The organism is Paenalkalicoccus suaedae (assembly GCF_006965545.2).
Lineage (GTDB): Bacteria > Bacillota > Bacilli > Bacillales > Salisediminibacteriaceae > Paenalkalicoccus > Paenalkalicoccus suaedae.
In genome coordinates this window covers 871,400-887,708 of sequence record NZ_CP041372.2, presented here as the reverse complement: position 1 = coordinate 887,708, position 16,309 = coordinate 871,400, and the positions used below count along the sequence as shown (strand labels likewise).

The 16,309-nt window shown below is 38.9% G+C and carries 13 protein-coding genes and 1 riboswitch; of the genes, 2 read left to right on the top strand and 11 right to left on the bottom strand.

Annotated elements, in window-relative coordinates; genetic code table 11:
* Nucleotides 1–229: 229 nt before the first annotated feature.
* The gene (locus FLK61_RS05015) at nucleotides 230–2,947 is read right to left on the bottom strand and encodes an ATP-binding protein (protein ID WP_176008418.1); all 2,718 of its coding nucleotides are present in this window, start codon (nucleotides 2,945–2,947) and stop codon (nucleotides 230–232) included.
* A 136-nt stretch (nucleotides 2,948–3,083) separates the two neighbouring features.
* Between FLK61_RS05015 and FLK61_RS05010 the strand changes: the two genes are divergently transcribed.
* Nucleotides 3,084–3,926: a putative RNA methyltransferase gene (locus FLK61_RS05010; protein WP_176008417.1), complete on the top strand. Its 843-nt coding sequence runs from the start codon at nucleotides 3,084–3,086 to the stop codon at nucleotides 3,924–3,926.
* Between the two features lie 156 nt (nucleotides 3,927–4,082).
* Here FLK61_RS05010 and nei read toward each other — a convergent pair whose 3' ends face one another.
* The 3 genes from nei to FLK61_RS04995 all read right to left on the bottom strand — a co-directional run bounded on the left by nei (nucleotide 4,083) and on the right by FLK61_RS04995 (nucleotide 6,097).
* A complete protein-coding gene (gene nei, locus FLK61_RS05005) occupies nucleotides 4,083–4,910 on the bottom strand; it encodes an endonuclease VIII (RefSeq protein WP_176008416.1) in 828 nt (275 codons plus the stop codon).
* 110 nt (nucleotides 4,911–5,020) lie between these two features.
* A complete protein-coding gene (locus tag FLK61_RS05000) occupies nucleotides 5,021–5,758 on the bottom strand; it encodes a sulfite exporter TauE/SafE family protein (protein ID WP_176008415.1) in 738 nt (245 codons plus the stop codon).
* Between the two features lie 78 nt (nucleotides 5,759–5,836).
* Entirely contained in the window at nucleotides 5,837–6,097 is a 261-nt protein-coding gene (locus FLK61_RS04995; protein WP_176008414.1) for a TIGR03643 family protein, read from the bottom strand.
* A 185-nt stretch (nucleotides 6,098–6,282) separates the two neighbouring features.
* Here FLK61_RS04995 and FLK61_RS04990 point away from each other — a divergent pair, with 185 nt between their 5' ends.
* The gene (locus tag FLK61_RS04990) at nucleotides 6,283–7,107 is read left to right on the top strand and encodes a squalene/phytoene synthase family protein (protein ID WP_176008413.1); all 825 of its coding nucleotides are present in this window, start codon (nucleotides 6,283–6,285) and stop codon (nucleotides 7,105–7,107) included.
* Nucleotides 7,108–7,234: 127 nt separating this feature from the next.
* Here the strand turns inward: FLK61_RS04990 and FLK61_RS04985 are convergent, their stop codons facing one another.
* The 7 genes from FLK61_RS04985 to FLK61_RS04955 all read right to left on the bottom strand — a co-directional run bounded on the left by FLK61_RS04985 (nucleotide 7,235) and on the right by FLK61_RS04955 (nucleotide 16,223).
* Nucleotides 7,235–7,531, bottom strand: coding sequence for a hypothetical protein (locus tag FLK61_RS04985; RefSeq protein ID WP_176008412.1), 297 nt, complete (start codon nucleotides 7,529–7,531; stop codon nucleotides 7,235–7,237).
* Nucleotides 7,532–8,139: 608 nt separating this feature from the next.
* Entirely contained in the window at nucleotides 8,140–8,271 is a 132-nt protein-coding gene (sinI, locus tag FLK61_RS04980; protein ID WP_249777722.1) for a DNA-binding anti-repressor SinI, read from the bottom strand.
* 49 nt (nucleotides 8,272–8,320) lie between these two features.
* A riboswitch (cyclic di-GMP riboswitch) is annotated at nucleotides 8,321–8,406 on the bottom strand.
* A gap of 193 nt (nucleotides 8,407–8,599) precedes the next feature.
* Nucleotides 8,600–9,298 carry a response regulator transcription factor gene (locus tag FLK61_RS04975; RefSeq protein WP_176008411.1) on the bottom strand — a complete coding sequence of 233 codons (699 nt, stop codon included), beginning with the start codon at nucleotides 9,296–9,298 and terminating at the stop codon, nucleotides 8,600–8,602.
* Nucleotides 9,291–12,590 carry an ATP-binding protein gene (locus FLK61_RS04970; RefSeq protein ID WP_176008410.1) on the bottom strand — a complete coding sequence of 1,100 codons (3,300 nt, stop codon included), beginning with the start codon at nucleotides 12,588–12,590 and terminating at the stop codon, nucleotides 9,291–9,293. The genes FLK61_RS04975 and FLK61_RS04970 overlap by 8 nt, the downstream gene beginning before the upstream one ends.
* Before the next feature lie 439 nt (nucleotides 12,591–13,029).
* Nucleotides 13,030–13,854 carry an NlpC/P60 family protein gene (locus tag FLK61_RS04965; protein ID WP_176008409.1) on the bottom strand — a complete coding sequence of 275 codons (825 nt, stop codon included), beginning with the start codon at nucleotides 13,852–13,854 and terminating at the stop codon, nucleotides 13,030–13,032.
* Nucleotides 13,855–14,425: 571 nt separating this feature from the next.
* On the bottom strand, nucleotides 14,426–15,127 hold the full coding sequence (locus tag FLK61_RS04960) for a hypothetical protein (protein ID WP_176008408.1): 702 nt from the start codon (nucleotides 15,125–15,127) through the stop codon (nucleotides 14,426–14,428).
* Between the two features lie 115 nt (nucleotides 15,128–15,242).
* The gene (locus FLK61_RS04955) at nucleotides 15,243–16,223 is read right to left on the bottom strand and encodes a helix-turn-helix transcriptional regulator (protein WP_176008407.1); all 981 of its coding nucleotides are present in this window, start codon (nucleotides 16,221–16,223) and stop codon (nucleotides 15,243–15,245) included.
* Nucleotides 16,224–16,309 lie beyond the last annotated feature (86 nt).

Genomic DNA, 16,309 nt, shown 5'->3' with positions numbered 1-16,309 from the left:
CTCACATCATTTCTAGAACTATTTAATTACATATTACCAGTAACTGCTTTCTCCTGTCACGAAATGTCTGTTTTTGTAGTATTTTTTAAAGACAAATCATTAAAGTACTCATGCCTTTTGATGTGCTTAAGATCACATCCAATACATGTAATACGATCGCTAACTTGGTATTCTTACGTAATAAAAAGCGAATGTACACGTTGTTTATACATTCGCTTCATTGTTTGATTTACTTCTTTAGTAATTGTACTAAATCTTCTACTTGGTAAGGCTTTGTTAAATATCCTGCTATTCCTGAGCTTTCAATCTTTGCTACATCAGGCTCTAAAGCCGAAGTTACAACGATAGGTAGATCTTTAAACCCTAGCTCATGCTGCAAGTTAGTAATAACATCCCATCCGAGAACCTCATCATCAATGATTAAATCTATTACTGCACCTTTTAAATTTTCGCCCTTTAACACATCACTAATATCGGTAGATTTAGCTTGATGTATGACGCGATACCCATGCTGTTTCAAATTTTCCGCTAAGAGAAAAGCTGCTGTATAGTCATCCTCTAACACAAAAATCGGATCAAGCTGACTAATCGTCCTACCTACCTCTCTCAATGGCAAAGGTAAGGTAAACGTAAAGATAGAACCTTTTCCTTCTTCAGAAGAAATGGAAATGTCACCATGGTGAACTTGTGCAATCTCCTTACAAATAGCTAGACCTAAGCCAGTCCCACTAATTTTGTATTTAGATGCATTATGCACACGTTGAAACTTATTAAATAGCTTATCCACATACTCTGCCGGAATGCCTAGCCCTTCATCTTCCACAGATATAGCTAAGTCATTCTTATTATTTGTAACAACGATGGTGACCAAGCCACCTTCTGGAGAGTACTTTACCGCGTTACTGATTAGATTTACTAAAACTTGACGAAGCTTTTCACGATCACCTTTGACCGTTGTCATGTGAGCCCTATCATCAACAACGATACGGTGTTTGTCACTTATCTCCATACTATCAAGCGTTTCTCGTAAAACAGTTAAAATGTTTACTTCTTCCATAATAAATTCCTGCTTCCCTTGCTCCATGCGCTGAAGATCTAGGAAGTCGTTAATGAGACGTGTTAAACGTTTTGACTCTGAATAAATCGTACGTAAATATTTATCTGCCTTCTCCTTTTTTAGCTCCCGTGTCATCAAGAGCTCCGTAAATCCAAGGATACTGGACAAGGGAGTTCGTAATTCATGGCTTACAGTACTAACTAGCTCCGATTTCATCTTATTCACTTCGAAATCCCGTGTGATATCTCGGTGGACAAATAAGGTGCCCTCTCTTTGTTTACCACCATTTACTTTTACAGCGTATAAACTTACATGCTTTTCCTGCGTAGCGTAGACTACACGATAAGTCAGCTGATCAATACCGTCAAAACTGCCCATGGTTGCCTGTTTAACAAATTGCTCAACCTCTTCTTTTTCGACAATATGGGTCAAAAAATGTGGTAACCACTTAAAACCCTGTTTTTCGTCCTGAGTCACGCGTTCATTACAGCTCGTAATCTCACAAACAGCGGTATTAAATTGAATTAAATCTCCGTCCTTCGAGATAAATAAAATCCCTTCTGTAACGTTATCCAAAATATCCTGATTAAGCTGTTGAGAAAGCTTAATTTCTCTATAAGAGTATTGTGCCTCAATTGCTAAAGCCGCTCGTTGGAGGATAGATTTTAATGTCAGTACCTCGTCTGAAGTCTGCTCGCGACCAATTTTAGCAAAAGCTAGTACAGCAAGTAGCTCACCGCGACTTGTCATTAGAGGAAAATATAGCTCCTCTACGAATAGTTTACCTTCTGATAAAGTTTGTTCTGCTTCTGTCGCGTCACGTTTTGAGCGATACATCCCATCCGTCATAAGTACTTCCTTTATTTCAGGAACTCTAGTATCGCAAAATAATGCAACCTGTTCTTCCGTTATCCCTCTGTATTTTGCATAGCTCCCATCAACTAATGACAAAACTATTTTTTCAGCCCCCGTGAAGGATTGGACAAATGTGAATACTTCTTTCACTTGTTCATCAATGGAATGGCTCGAGGCAAGCGCCGTATTAAGTTGATTCATTCGAGCAAGCGACTCTTTTTGATCTTCAAGAAGAAAATTCTTTTGAAGAATATCCTTCTGTGAATCTTTTAATGATTTTGTCATACCTGCTAACGCAGTCGCAAGGCTACCGATTTCGTCCTTTCTCTCCTGAAATGGAATAATTCCAGATGGCTTCCCATCGCGAATAGATGTTGTTACCTCTTCTAACGATTCAATAGGTTTAATAACTCGTAGGAGTGTCCTAGTGAAAAGGGCAATGACAATTATTAATAACGCGACGCCCACAGATGCTAAAAGTTGTTCAAACAAAATCGCCTCTTGGAGAGACCGATCAAATATTCCATTTAATTCTGTTTGGGTTTCTTCGTCAAATTGCCTTGTGAATTCTAAAAATCTATTAACCGTAGTATTTGTGCCACTGTTTGCAAAAGCTTGTAATTCTTCATATTGCCCCGTCTCTGCTAACATTCTCGCCTGAGGAAAGAGCTCCGCCTCATATACAACAATAAACTCGGATAGCTCCTCAGCAATTTGTTGCTCTTCTAAAGAATCAGCAACTCTATCAAACGCCTCAATCTCAGCCGGTAAGTCGGCTATTGCCTGCTCGACGCCTGCAAGCTCCGCTTCGTTTAAAAAGGCATAGTAACCTCTTGCGCGTAATAACAAGTCATTAAACGTTTTATCTAACTCCTCAACGACTTCCGCTTTCTCTAAAAGCTCATCACGTTCATTCTCCAGTTGATTTTGATTATAAAGTGAATAAGAGATTAGCGAGACAATAATTAATAACGATATAATTAACGTAATGATAACCGTGTTATAATGACGTTTACGGATACTCTGCGACTTCATTTATCCTCACCCCTGCGGTGTAAATCATAATACTTCCTAGCTTAGTTATACAATTTTTGACGGTTATTTACAATATTTACTTTCGAGAGAAGTGTCCTAATTACAAACATATATTTGAATAAAAGAGGTTATACGAATGAAGAAAAAAAGAATTCTAGTAGGCGAGCGCCTCAATGAAGTAGCATGGTTGTTACGATGTCCTATCTGTAAAGAGCCTTGTACTGTAGATGAGGGCACCATTTATTGTATACATCAGCATTCCTTTGATATCGCAAAACAAGGTCATATACATGTAGCGACAAAATCTATGGATTCCTTGTATACAAAAGACCTTTTTGAAGCAAGACGACAGCTCTTAGTTCATTACGGACTGTTTACCCCTTTTCTTAAGAAAGTAGCGGAAATAATAAATAACTTAGCTTTAGATAAAGAGTGGACGATCGCGGATATGGGTAGTGGAGAGGGTAGCCCGCTTATTATTATGCAAGAGTACTTGGGCACTAGACCGCGTGCAAGCTTTGGATTTGATCTTGCGAAAGCTGGAATCGTAGAAGCAGCAAAAGCATATGAAGAAGCTTTTTGGTTTGTAAGCGATCTTGCGCAAACACCGCTTAGCGACCATTCGATATCAATTGTTTTAAATATTTTATCGCCATCTAATTACGAAGAGTTTGGACGTGTGTTATCTGACAGAGGTTACATCATAAAAGTTGTTCCACGAACGAATTATTTGAAGGAAATTCGCGAAGCTGTTAATAAGCCCGCTTATTCGAACGAGGACACGGTAGCTCGATTTAATGACCGGTTTCACCTACTTCAGACAGAGCACATGACATATACGGTTGATTTGCCTGTGGAGGCGAGCCAATTGCTAATTGCCATGACACCACTGGCTGAGCATGCTACTCAGGAGCAAAAAAGTCGTATAGGCCATACATTTACTGTTGATGTGGACATTCTCTTGGGACAAAAGAAATAGTAAAAGCAAGAAACGCGCGATTGACTGCGGCGTTTCTTGCTTTTTATTAGGGTGGTTTAGTGTTATGGACTTCGTGCCAACCACAAGCTTAGTTATATTACGCATCCATCAGGTATAAACCTTCGTCCATAAAAACAGGTACTGTCCCACGCCTGATCACTTCTGCGTTGCTTGACATACCTCGCAAAAGTATAAGCGCCTACTTGCAACTTGTGTCTTTACAACTGGCGTACCACACGTATGACAGGACTGTTCTTCCCTTGCAAACACCCAATGCCGGAACTCTTTTCGTTTACGACCGTCTGCTTTCATCTTATCTGCCAGTGATAAATCATTCGTTATCCCATTATGTCGATACGATTGCCACATTAATTCAATTGTCGCACGAGCAGCAGCCTCCAACTGCTCATCCGTGCAGTCGATTGGGCGCAAACTAGGGTGAATCCTTGCTACATATAAAATCTCACTCCGTAAGTAGTTACCGATACCCGCAATAAAATGCTGATCAAGTAACAGCCCACCCCAGTTACGCTTCACAAAAGATTTAGAGGTAAACCGGTTTAGAAGCATTTCTTCTGTAACATCTTCACTTAAAATATCAGGACCAACCTTCTTTATAAACGGATGATCTGCGACTTCCTCGTCACGTAATACTTCTATATCAGACGCACTATATAAAAGCGCTGACTTCTTTTCATTGTGCACCGCAAAACGAAGCTGGCGGTTTGTCTTGGGATAGTTGTATGCGTTGCGGATCACCCATTTACCGTAAAGTTGATTGTGAGAATACACGGTATAACCATGGTCAAATCGCGTGAGCATCGCCTTCCCTTTTGTGTCAACGCCTGTCACCACTGCCCCCGTCAACATTTCCTCATAGCCTGCCAAATGCTCTTTTGCAAAATAGACATCCAGCACTCGCTTACCCTGTAGTGCTTTTTCTACTTGATCTGCCGCTTTACGAATCTCTGGACCTTCTGGCATCTGTATCGTCCTCTCCTTCGATTGTTGAAACAGAGTATATACGCAAGCCCGAATCATTGCAACGATTCGGGCTTCTTGAAGGGTGTTATGTGGTTAGACAAAAGTAAAGGTTAGATATTTAGTAGTAGTCCAAGCGCGCCTAAGACGGATAGCGCTAGGATGAGGTAGTTGAAGGATGCTTGTGGGATGCGTTTTAATGCTAGAATGCCAATAATGGAGCCTAAGAGTACCGCTGGGATAAGCCACACTGACATGGTGAGTGCCTGAGTTGAAAAGAGCCCTAGGTAAGCAAATAGTGGGAGTTTAATCACGTTAACCGTGAGGAAAAACCACGCACCAGTACCGATGAATTGCTCTTTTTTGAGCCCGGCTGCGAGTAAAAAGATGGCCATGACTGGTCCTGCTGCATTGCCTGTGATAGTCGAAAACCCAGCAAGTGTACCCAGTCCAGCTGTAAGTAAAATGGAGGCTTTGGGCTCTTTATTTGTGCGTTGATTATAGAGCTGTAAAGTCACCATTAATAAGATAATACATCCAAGTACGATCTCTAAAGGGCGATTTAAGTCAATTAAAAACAAGAAGAGGAAGCCGAGCATTAGTCCTCCGCTGACCCACGGAATGAGTCTTAGAAGCGTTCCCCAATTAACGCTACTTCTGTAATAAGTAACTGCCACTATATCAGCTAAAATAAGCATAGGTAAAACCAAAGCGATTGATTCCCGTGCGGGGAAAACTGTCGCCATGATCGCCGTGACGAGTATTCCTAATGTTGGTAATGCTGTTTTTGATATTCCGATTAAGATCGCGCACATTACCACGATCATAAACAAGCCTAATTCTAAATCCATTGCCGTTATCACCTATCTCTATTTTGATTGTTATATAGTAGCATAGGTTCTAGACAAATAGATTCTATTTACACAATCTTAATACGAGAGCGGCTTTTGATTTGGTGATCGAAACCGTGCTTCTTCTTTAGGAAACTTGGATAGATGCTTTGTTTGTCGGTTGTTCATTCGTTTTCTCCACATGTTAAAGGAGGATGCCTTCATTTCTTTCCTCATTAATTTAATAACATCCTTCTCTTTGAGTCCGTATTGAATCTCAATTGCTTCAAACGGAGTACGGTCCTCCCATGCCATTTCGACAATACGATCAATCTCTTCTGCTGTAAGTTTAGTTGCCATAAAACTCACCCTCTCATGATGGTAGCTTTATACTATCATGAGCAAAACTTTGACATCTAATTTTCTGCTCGAAAAAAACTGAAAAAATGAAGGGACTATACTGTTTTATATGCCTAATTTTTGCTACTCTATAAGGTAGAGATATATTCACCTACTAGGAACGACAATCGGGGAGGAGATTTCGTGTGAGTAACGAGAAGAAAATTCAAAAAGAAGCGATGAGTATGTTAAAGGACACGAGCAGAACCTTTTACATACCAATCACCCTTCTTCAGCCTACATTAAAGAAGACGGTGGCATCTGCCTATTTGTGCATGCGCGCAATTGATGAGATCGAAGACAGTGAGGTACTGCTACCACAAACAAAAAACTATCTTCTCCGAGCTACGAGCTCCCTTTTAAACGAAGAGCAATTTGATGCTACGGCTTATCAAGAGCTAGTAGCACCTCATAAGGACGTACTTCCTGAGGTAACACTTCGATTAAATGACTGGCTATCAACTTGCCCGGACGGAATCATCCACAAAGTCAAAGAGTTTACAAGCACGATGGCGACTGGAATGGCTGATTGGGCAGAGAAGGAATGGGTCATTCGAACAAAGGAAGACTTAGACGATTATACGTATTACGTGGCAGGTCTTGTTGGCGTTATGCTATCAGATATTTGGGAATGGCACGACGGGACTAAGACAGATCGTGATCTTGCAATTGCTTACGGACGCGGTCTTCAAACAGTTAATATTCTACGTAACGTTGAAGAAGATAAAGAACGTGGTGTTTCTTTCATCCCAGATGGCTGGACTATCAGCCAAACGTTTGATTATGCAGAAGCAAATCTTGCTCTAGGTGACGAATATATGAAGGATATTTCGACTAAAAATATCCTCTTGTTCTGTCGCATTCCTCTAGCTTTGGCTAAAAAAACACTGAAGGCGCTTCGAAGTGGACGTGAAAAAATGTCCCGTGCAGAGGTAGAGCAAACGGTAGAAGAAATTAAGGTGGACAGGTAATACGAGTAAAGGCATGACGCAATTGCGTCATGCCTTTTGTGATGCTACACGTATAAGCTTGTATGTAGTCACCCTTTGCTTATGAATGCTTAGGGTAACGAGATTCTACTTATATTGCTCCGTCGACTCAAAGTGCCCAAATGGACAAGGCTAGAGCGGAAATAGCCGAAGCTGCTACAAGTGATTTAACCATCCATGCAGGCGGCTCGTGGTTACGTACATTTAGTAGTAGACCGATGGCAAAAGCAGAAGCAAACACAATTGCCCCAGCTCCAAGGACTCGCTCTATCGTCATAATCGTTCCAGTCAAAAGAGTCGAGGCAACATAAGACATGTTGAATATGATAACCATCTTACCCGCGAAAATAGATGTTTGTAGCACAGCAGAGTGGCTCGACTGCGTTTCGCGCATAGTTGACATCATTCCTCACCTCTTCCTTTAAATATATATCTGTATTTTATCAGGGATTTTGCTAGTAAAAAGTCGTTGCGTCATTTCTCTACGTTCTTTTATTGTTTGCGATAGTTTCATACAATATGTATTTCTTTTTACCTATTAATGCATCTTAAAATGAGAGTGATTTACGTGACTGTTGCTCTTTATGTTGATGATCGCACATCACACACATGTAGCGCTGACTAAAAATAGAATAAACTGAAGAGCTTCGAGCAAAGCTTCTAGTGCGATACGGTATCGGCTTTTTTTATAGCGACTTCTTTTTTGGACGAAGTAGTGAGGGGCTTGACTATACGGGGGATTATACATTTAAATCAGTCGGTTATATTTGATTCTTGTTCGTTCATTCCACCCACATGTAAAAGTCTCTACATCCCTTCGGCGGCATCGCGCCTATCTACATTGCAACAAGCTATCCATAGATATAAAGGTTATAGACTTCCCAAAACAACAAAAAAGCTAACACCCAATAAGAAGAGTGTCAGCTTGATTCAAATTCAATATAAAGAACATACAGATACGCCATCTTATTCACACGCTTGTTACACCACTAGTTCATCGTGTGAATAGGTTAACTAAGAGATGTATTCTTGCTCTAGTTGTATATGTTGTGATAAAGCTTGATTTAGTAAAAAGTCTCTTACCTGTTCGGGTGGTATTCCTAATTCCCGCGCCTCACTCAATAACCTCTCCCATTCCTGCTTCATTACCATCCAATTTTCCACTGCTCCCTAGGCCTCCCCGTGTCCGCTTCCCTTAGGCAACCCGGCTATCATAGAGTCATTCTCCTTAGACCCGTGGCTTTGCGTCTCTATATTTCTATAGATTTGCTATTTTCTAGTAGAGTGGTTTTCAATTTTTTGTTTCACACAACATAACAACTTACACAAGATCCTCCTCTCTATGCTTCCATTTCAATATTTTGATAACTCCAACAACTTCATATTAATACTGTATCCTATAAAGGTTAAAATGAAGTTAAAAAGAGGTAAATAATTAAAAATTATGGATAAACATCAAAAGCCATCCTTTTCACTATTGTGCATGAACAAATTTATATCCGAACCCTCGCAATGTTTTAATATAAGAAGGGTTGGCAGGATCGTCTTCAATCTTTTTTCGCAAATTTCTAATGTGTACAGAAACTGTCTTAATATCTCCATAAAGACCCACATCCCATATTTGCTGATAAATTTGTTCAGCACTAAAGACTTGATTAGGATGCTTCATTAAAAATAATAGTAGCTGTAATTCTTTTGCATAAAGGGAAATGGATTTGCCCTTAACCTGTACATCAAAACTTGCAAGGTCTACTCTAATATCTCGAATTTGCAGATGATGAGTAGTCTCCTCTTTTTCAACAGTTCTTAATGAGTGCCTTCTTAAAATGGCTTGTATTCGAGCTTCAAGCTCCGCCATATCAAATGGCTTTGTTAAGTAGTCGTCCCCACCAGCATGCAATCCCCTAATCTTATCCGTTGATGAACGCTTGCAACTTAAAAATATAATTGGTACATCTAACTCTTCTCTTATCTTTTCACACACCTCATAGCCCTCCATGCCTGGTAGAAGGACGTCGAGTAACACTAAACACGGCTTTGATTCCTTCACTTTATTTAAAGCAACTAACCCATCCTCCGCGAGATCAACTTCATATCCTTTTTTCGCCAAGTAAAAAGCCGTTAAATCTCGAATGTCTTTGTCATCCTCCACAATCAAAATCTTATTACCCATACGTACCCTCCTCACTAATAGGCTGTGCTAATGTCGAAATATACAATGGTAAACGTATATAAAAGACTGTTCCAACACCTAACTCACTTTCTACCCAAATGCTGCCCTTGTGATAATCAACAATCTGTTTTGTAATAGCGAGCCCTAACCCAGTTCCGCCACTACTATTAACAGAGGATGATTTAAAAAATCTTTCAAAAATATACGGCAGTTTATCTGCCTCTATTCCCGCTCCATTATCACGGATTTCTAAGATTAATTCCCCATTAAATCCAAGCTCCTCTCCTGATTCGTTTACTGTGATAGAAAATGTAAGTAAGCCTCTCTCATCTGTATGCTTGATCGCATTTGAGACTAAATTTACAATCACTTGATTCATACGTTCCATATCAATACTTAATTCAGCTTCTTTTGCAGGTATATCTCCCTTATTCCCTAAAAAATAAAAGTCGCAGGAAGTGTGTTCTGTCTCACCCTCAATGACAAGTTGAATACTCTCAATCCACTCTTCGACGTTAACTAATTCAATATCCATACTCATACGACCTGATTCAAATTTTACAAGGTCAAATAAGTCATAAATAAGACGATCTAATAATTTAATTTTTTGTTGCACAAGCTCTAAGTAATGATGGTCGTTGTAATCAATAATTCCCTCTCTCACCATTTGCAAGTACCCTTGTAAGAAAGTAATCGGTGTACCAAGCTCATGGGAGATATTAGACAGTAATTGCATACGTGATGATTCAATCTCCATTAATTCTTTATTTTTCTTTCGGAGCTGCTGATTTATTTCTTGAATTTCCACGGTTCGCTCAAACACTTTCTCTTCTAATCGATCGTTTACTTCTGTTAGCTCATTTGCTTTAATAGTTAACTCTTTTACAGACTCTTTAAGCGATAAATGTGTCGCTGTCCGAGCGAGAAGTTCACGTCGGTCGAAAGGCTTTACAATGTAATCGTTAGCGCCTATCTCAAAGGCATCAATTCGATCCTCTGAGTGGTTTTTTGCTGTCAGTAAAATTATCGGCAATTCCGTAATAGAATACGATTTGCGAATTTCATGACATACTCTAAGCCCAGACAGCTTCGGCATCATGACATCTAATATGACAAGATCAATGTCCTTTCTTTCATGTAGTACTTCAAGCACTTCTATCCCATTATTAACAGCTATCACCTCATACCCTTCCAAGGTTAAATAATTTCTCAACACTTGAATGTTTATCGGCTCATCATCTGCTATCAAAATCTTTCTACCCCTATCGCTCTTCCTTCCCTCGTCTTGCATAAGAAAATAGTCAGATACGATTGGTAATTCCTTTTTACTTACTGGCACAGCTTGACTTACTTGGGATTGAGTTTTGTAAACTGGTAAGGCAAATGTGAATGTCGTGCCTACTTCAAGAGTAGATTCGACCTCTAACTTTCCTTGTTGCATAGACAATAAACGCTTCGTCACACTTAATCCAATCCCAAGTCCATTGGTTTCCATAGACCCTGTTTCGTAAGGAAGAAAGATACGTGTTAAGTCATCTTTACTAATTCCTTGACCTGTATCTTCAATATGAATATACACGCATCCTTCTTTTTCGGAACTAGTAAGTGTAATTGTGCCACTTTCTGTGTATTTGATCGCATTATGTAGCAAATTATAGAGGATTTGCTGCGTTCTATTTTCATCTGCAAACACCAGTGGCAATGATGGAGAAAGCTTATTAATAATCGTAATCTCCTTGTCACCAATAAGTGTCTCTGAGATAGCAACTACTAAACTAGTTAACTCCACCAAATCAACTTTACTTCTAAACAGCTCAATCTCATTATTTTTCATTTTAGAAAAATCGGTAATATCATTTACCAGCTGCGATAGTCGTCGACCACTTACAATGATCATCGATAAGTTTTTTCTCATTAGAGGAGATGTCTCTCCAGCAGCCCCATCATAAAGGGACTCCGCTATACCGATGATACCTGCTAAAGGCGTGCGGAGCTCATGTGAGGTAACTGTTAAAAAATCGTCCTTGAGTCGATCTACTCGCTCCAGCGTTTTTAGTCTCTCAAGCTGGTTCTTTTGACGATCAAATTCAAGCTCTTCCTTTTCTTTACGCATGCTGTTAATTTTGTCTGCTAAGGCAAATGATAAAAGCAAGAGCTCCACAATACTCGTTATTTGCCATGCATATTTAGTAATAAAGGTAAATGGAATAAATCCTAAATCTGTAAAAATAGAAATTAAGACACCTATAATAAACACATACCACGCCAGTAAAAAGAACCTGGCAGGGACGAAGCCATTATTCTTTGATATGTAGGCTACTGTAATATTAAAACTGAGTGTCATAATCGTACCGATCAATACAAGATTTAATGCTAGTGGGTAAGAGAATAAAAGAATAGCTATAATCACAAGATTAGAAGCTACAGTAATGTAATAAAACTTATTTGCTCGAGGAAGTCTTTGCGGTATTTCTAAGAAGCTATTAGCAAATATTACGGCGAATAGATTTGTTGCAGCGATAAAAAAGACAATGGATCGGTTGTTCCACCAGGTAAGTTCAGGCCAAAAGAATTGATAAGCAAGACCAGAGAAGGCCATGAATGTCATTAAATTCACTGCAATAAAAACAACATAGTATAGATAGCTTTTATGACGCAGAGAAAAATATAGGAAGAGATTGTATAGCCCCATTACAGCTGTTAACCCAGCTAGTAACCCAAGAATTAAATAATCTAGCTGAGAATATGTAATAAAGCGTTCCTCTGCCATTAATCTTAGAGGGATCTGCATCGCTCCTTCAGATTGTAGCTTCATATAGTAGGTTTTTATCTCATCGCCTGACAAATCAAGATGAAATACAAAAACGCGATTATTTATCGGTCTCGTTTCATAAGGTAATAGATCACCTGATACAATCTCTTGATAGGACCCGTCCTCCAATGGCTTGTACAACCAAACTCGGTCCATCGTTGGGTTATCTAATTGTAAAAGGGAACGATCATCAAACTCGATCGGATTGATAGAAAACGACACCCAATAGCTCGTATTATTTGTATAGCCATAGCTAGGTATCGCGTCTCCTGTATAGTCAAATTGTTCTGAAATTTCAACCTGTAAAATATCTTCTAAAGACATCTCGCCTGACTCATCTGTAAACAAGCTCATATAAGGGTTCACTTCAATCAGCGGTTGAAATTCTGAAATAACAGAGTTACTCGCTTTGGAAGGATAAGAGATAAAGCTTAACATGAACAGGCCTATACAAAGTAACAAAATACTCTTTCGCCCCATATACGAGATCCTCCAAGGTTTATCATTTTCCCTATTATCTCAATAGAGAACAAATTTAGCAATATTATATTTGTAAAATAGATGAAAAATAAAATTTTATTGCGTGAATTAGTTATCATATAAGGGTTTAAGGAAAATATCGGAATATAGGGGGTCGTGTTGATACTTGGAGGTTTTTGTTCTTTATAATGAACTTTTCGATGCGATTAAATTAAAGTCATTTGTCGATTTTACATGTATGTGTCCTTTTAAAGAGAAAATTAGGAGGCTAATATAAGGTAAATTAATTTTTTATTTTAATAGATAGTAGTCATTCTACACAGCTATTTGTAATTTGAAGTCAATGCCTTACATATGGTACATAAATTCATTGCAAGATTTCAACGAACAAAAAAAGCCGTGAACAGGGGGTCCCTTTCACGGCTTTTCATTCGTTTTATTAGTGGCTGATAGATACAGAACGAGTTTGAGCATTCCAGTTAACTGATGCGCCAAATGCTTCCGCTACAACACGTAGTGGCACAAGTGTACGCCCGTTAACGATTTGAGCTGGCTCATTAAGTTGTACAGATGATGTTGATGTGTATGCAACGCTGTTTCCGATAGTTAGACTAATTGTCGTATTGCCTTGAGTTCCTCTAACTGTTTTAGAAGCATTGTTGAAGTCGACATTTGCACCTAATTCTTCAAAGATGGCTCTCATTGGCACTAACGTGCTACCGTTATTTGTCAAAACTGCACTCTGATCAGTGCTTAATGACGATCCATTAATAGCTACGTCTACTTCTTCGTAAGAAGCTGCTGCTACTTGAACTTCCTCTTGAATAACACGCTTAGCACCAACGTAACGTGGAGACCAGTATGTATTACTCATGCTTGCGATTGAAACGCCGCGAGATGATGCTGAATGAATGAATTGATTACCACCAACGTAGATTCCTACGTGTGAAATGCCGCTGCCTGTGTTAAAGAATACCATATCTCCGCGTTGGAGATTCGAGCGTGATACAGGTGTCCCTACCTGATACTGCTGTGCTGCTGTGCGTGGTAATGAAATACCTGCTTGACCAAACGCGTAACGTGTAAATCCGGAGCAATCAAATCCGCTAGTTGTTGTTCCACCCCAGCGATATGGTGTTCCGAGTTGTGAGTTACCTGCACTAATAACTTGATCTGCGATTGACGAAGCATGTACTTCATTATTCTCGAAAAATGGTACAAAAGCAAAAACAAATGCGACTGCTGCAATAAACCACCGTTTCATAAATAAAATCCCCCATGTGTTTGATTATTCTTGGTGTGAATCGTTCTGTCCCTGTCCACGAGATTTATAGTATCACGTCGAAGAGCTTAATAGATTACAGTAGTGTAACAAAACGATGATAAGTCATTAACATTCCGTTACATGGGGTTTTAAATATATGCAATCGGGTACTGTTATCGGCCATAATTTTATAGCAAAATACTAATAAGTTGTGTGAAATCGTCCCATTATTTTTCACTTTGTTACGAATTGTTGCTGTTTGTATCATCTTTAAAAACCCTGTTATATCAACAATTAATAGCTGTTATACTTTGTGATATTTATTTTTATCATCAATAATTTGCGCTTTATGTTACATTTCGATCTATTTACGTAACAAACCAATATTTTTATCTTAAACTTCATTATTTTCGATAGTAAGGATAAAACATGTTTCACAAGAGAATGTCCACACTTTCGTCACAACATTGTAAATGAGATGGATTTTCAAAGCAGAATCCCCTTCATTACTCAGTATATTCCTAATTGGCCCTCTTCTATAATAGACATAAGAGAAGAGAGCCAGTTTTTATTAGGTTGCTTTTTCAAATAATCTATTCGTACGTGGCACTATCCCTTGTTTCTCTAATAGTACTTGCATGTCTTGTAGCCAAATTCGCCCTAGAGATTGAAGTTTTGGATAAGGATGACGATATCCCCACGTTGTTTTTGGCGAACGTAACCCGATATATGGAATCTGTTCGTAGTTAAGCTTGTCTAACGCTCTTGTAGCTAATCCTTCAATTACTTTGCTTTGACCCCAAACATTAATTACTGGAATATCCTCATTAAAGGCTGCTCCCCATTCATTTGATCGCAATGGCGATAAAAAGCTGTGCCTACTATAGGCAGATTTCTCCACCTCCTTCATAGTTTGACCTAACTCTTGAAAACCTAATGCACATATATCGGTTAAGTAAATAAGATTAGCTTGATTCCATCCCATTAGATCCATTAGTCGTATGAGCTGCTCATGAATCTTTCCTGGCTTTGCTTTTGTGAACGGCGCGAAAGAAGCTTCTCTTGTATGAACAGGTGGGAGATACCAATTATCTACTGGTCTTGTGTATCCTGGTCCTCCTAAAAAGAAAGTGACATCTGGCATTGATTCTTCGTAATCAGAACGGACAATAATCGATCCGCTACACATCATGATTTGATCTTTCTCTTCTCTTCGATAGTACTTTGACCAAAGCGAAAAACGTTCTACTTGATTCGTGTTAGATCCATTCATCCTCATCTCTCCCTTAGCAATAATTGTTTAAGTGGACTTCTCAAAGCCATGTCCTTAGCATACATGCACATGAATACGCACCCTACCAAAAAAATGATAGGGTGCGAGGTGCTTGTTATGTATAGTGAAGATTCATCTTATTAATCTCACTCTGTACCATATCGCGTAGCTTGACAGGATGAATAACTTTAATATTAGCTCCATTCGATAATATCCATCTTACAAGTCCTTTCCCAACCACGGATTCCGCATACAAATGATAGCTACCATCGCCATGCTTTCGAATATCTGCCTGTGTACCAAACTGGTCGATCACGATACGAATCCATTCGGAAGCAAATGAAAGCTCAATAGATTGTTTTTTACCACTGAACATATTAATTCGATTCTCCACATATTTTTCTACTGAAAAATGGGGATCTCTTTTGAAACATTCCTCTGTCATCTCAACGTTGACCATCCGATCGATTCTAAAATGCTTTGTTACATTACTCTCTATTGCTATAAAGTAATAGCGCTCTTTATGCCAATAAACACCTAGTGGAGAAGCTTTATACCAGCCCCCATCCCTTTTTAATGTTCGAGTAGTGGAGTGATGATACGTTTCATAACGAAAACGAACCATTTTATTGTTACTGAGCGCATCATAAATAGTTGATATATGGTAGCGCACACCATTGTTCAACGATTTTTTGTAAGATGACTTACTCACTTGAGCTTTAAGCCCCTCCATATGATGCACACTAATCAAACGAGAGAGTTGCTTTAGTAAATTCTCTGTTCGACTTTGTGTTAAAAACGTGGCTGAACTTATAGCATCCATTAGAATTCTCACATCATATTGATCAAGAATTCTGGTCGCTTTATAATACCGCTTAGGCAAACCGTTTTGTTCATAACACTCTTCAATACCTGCTTCTTCCCAACCTATTAGCTCTAGTAAATCTTGTTTTAATGCTGCAGTTGATATTACTACATCGTAGGTTTCTTCTATTAAACTAGCTAATTCACGAACTGTATAAGTATGATCTTCATCAGAATGCGTGTGTAGTACTTCGAGTAGCATTAATAATCTACGTCTATTAGTGGGTTTCATAACAACACCTCCTCCATCTCTATATTTATACAAAAGGAAGTAATTATCCTTTAATGATCTATTTATTCTAATTAACCTACTAAAGA

Coding starts and splice junctions, on each gene's coding strand:
- FLK61_RS04985 (WP_176008412.1), bottom strand. CDS start 7,531: ATGATGTCAACTATGCGCGAAACGCAGTCGAGCCACTCTGCTGTGCTA.
- FLK61_RS05010 (WP_176008417.1), top strand. CDS start 3,084: ATGAAGAAAAAAAGAATTCTAGTAGGCGAGCGCCTCAATGAAGTAGCA.
- FLK61_RS05000 (WP_176008415.1), bottom strand. CDS start 5,758: ATGGATTTAGAATTAGGCTTGTTTATGATCGTGGTAATGTGCGCGATC.
- FLK61_RS04975 (WP_176008411.1), bottom strand. CDS start 9,298: ATGGGTAATAAGATTTTGATTGTGGAGGATGACAAAGACATTCGAGAT.
- sinI (WP_249777722.1), bottom strand. CDS start 8,271: ATGAAGCAGGAATGGGAGAGGTTATTGAGTGAGGCGCGGGAATTAGGA.
- FLK61_RS04960 (WP_176008408.1), bottom strand. CDS start 15,127: ATGAATGGATCTAACACGAATCAAGTAGAACGTTTTTCGCTTTGGTCA.
- FLK61_RS04995 (WP_176008414.1), bottom strand. CDS start 6,097: ATGGCAACTAAACTTACAGCAGAAGAGATTGATCGTATTGTCGAAATG.
- FLK61_RS04970 (WP_176008410.1), bottom strand. CDS start 12,590: ATGGGGCGAAAGAGTATTTTGTTACTTTGTATAGGCCTGTTCATGTTA.
- FLK61_RS04965 (WP_176008409.1), bottom strand. CDS start 13,854: ATGAAACGGTGGTTTATTGCAGCAGTCGCATTTGTTTTTGCTTTTGTA.
- nei (WP_176008416.1), bottom strand. CDS start 4,910: ATGCCAGAAGGTCCAGAGATTCGTAAAGCGGCAGATCAAGTAGAAAAA.
- FLK61_RS04955 (WP_176008407.1), bottom strand. CDS start 16,223: ATGAAACCCACTAATAGACGTAGATTATTAATGCTACTCGAAGTACTA.
- FLK61_RS05015 (WP_176008418.1), bottom strand. CDS start 2,947: ATGAAGTCGCAGAGTATCCGTAAACGTCATTATAACACGGTTATCATT.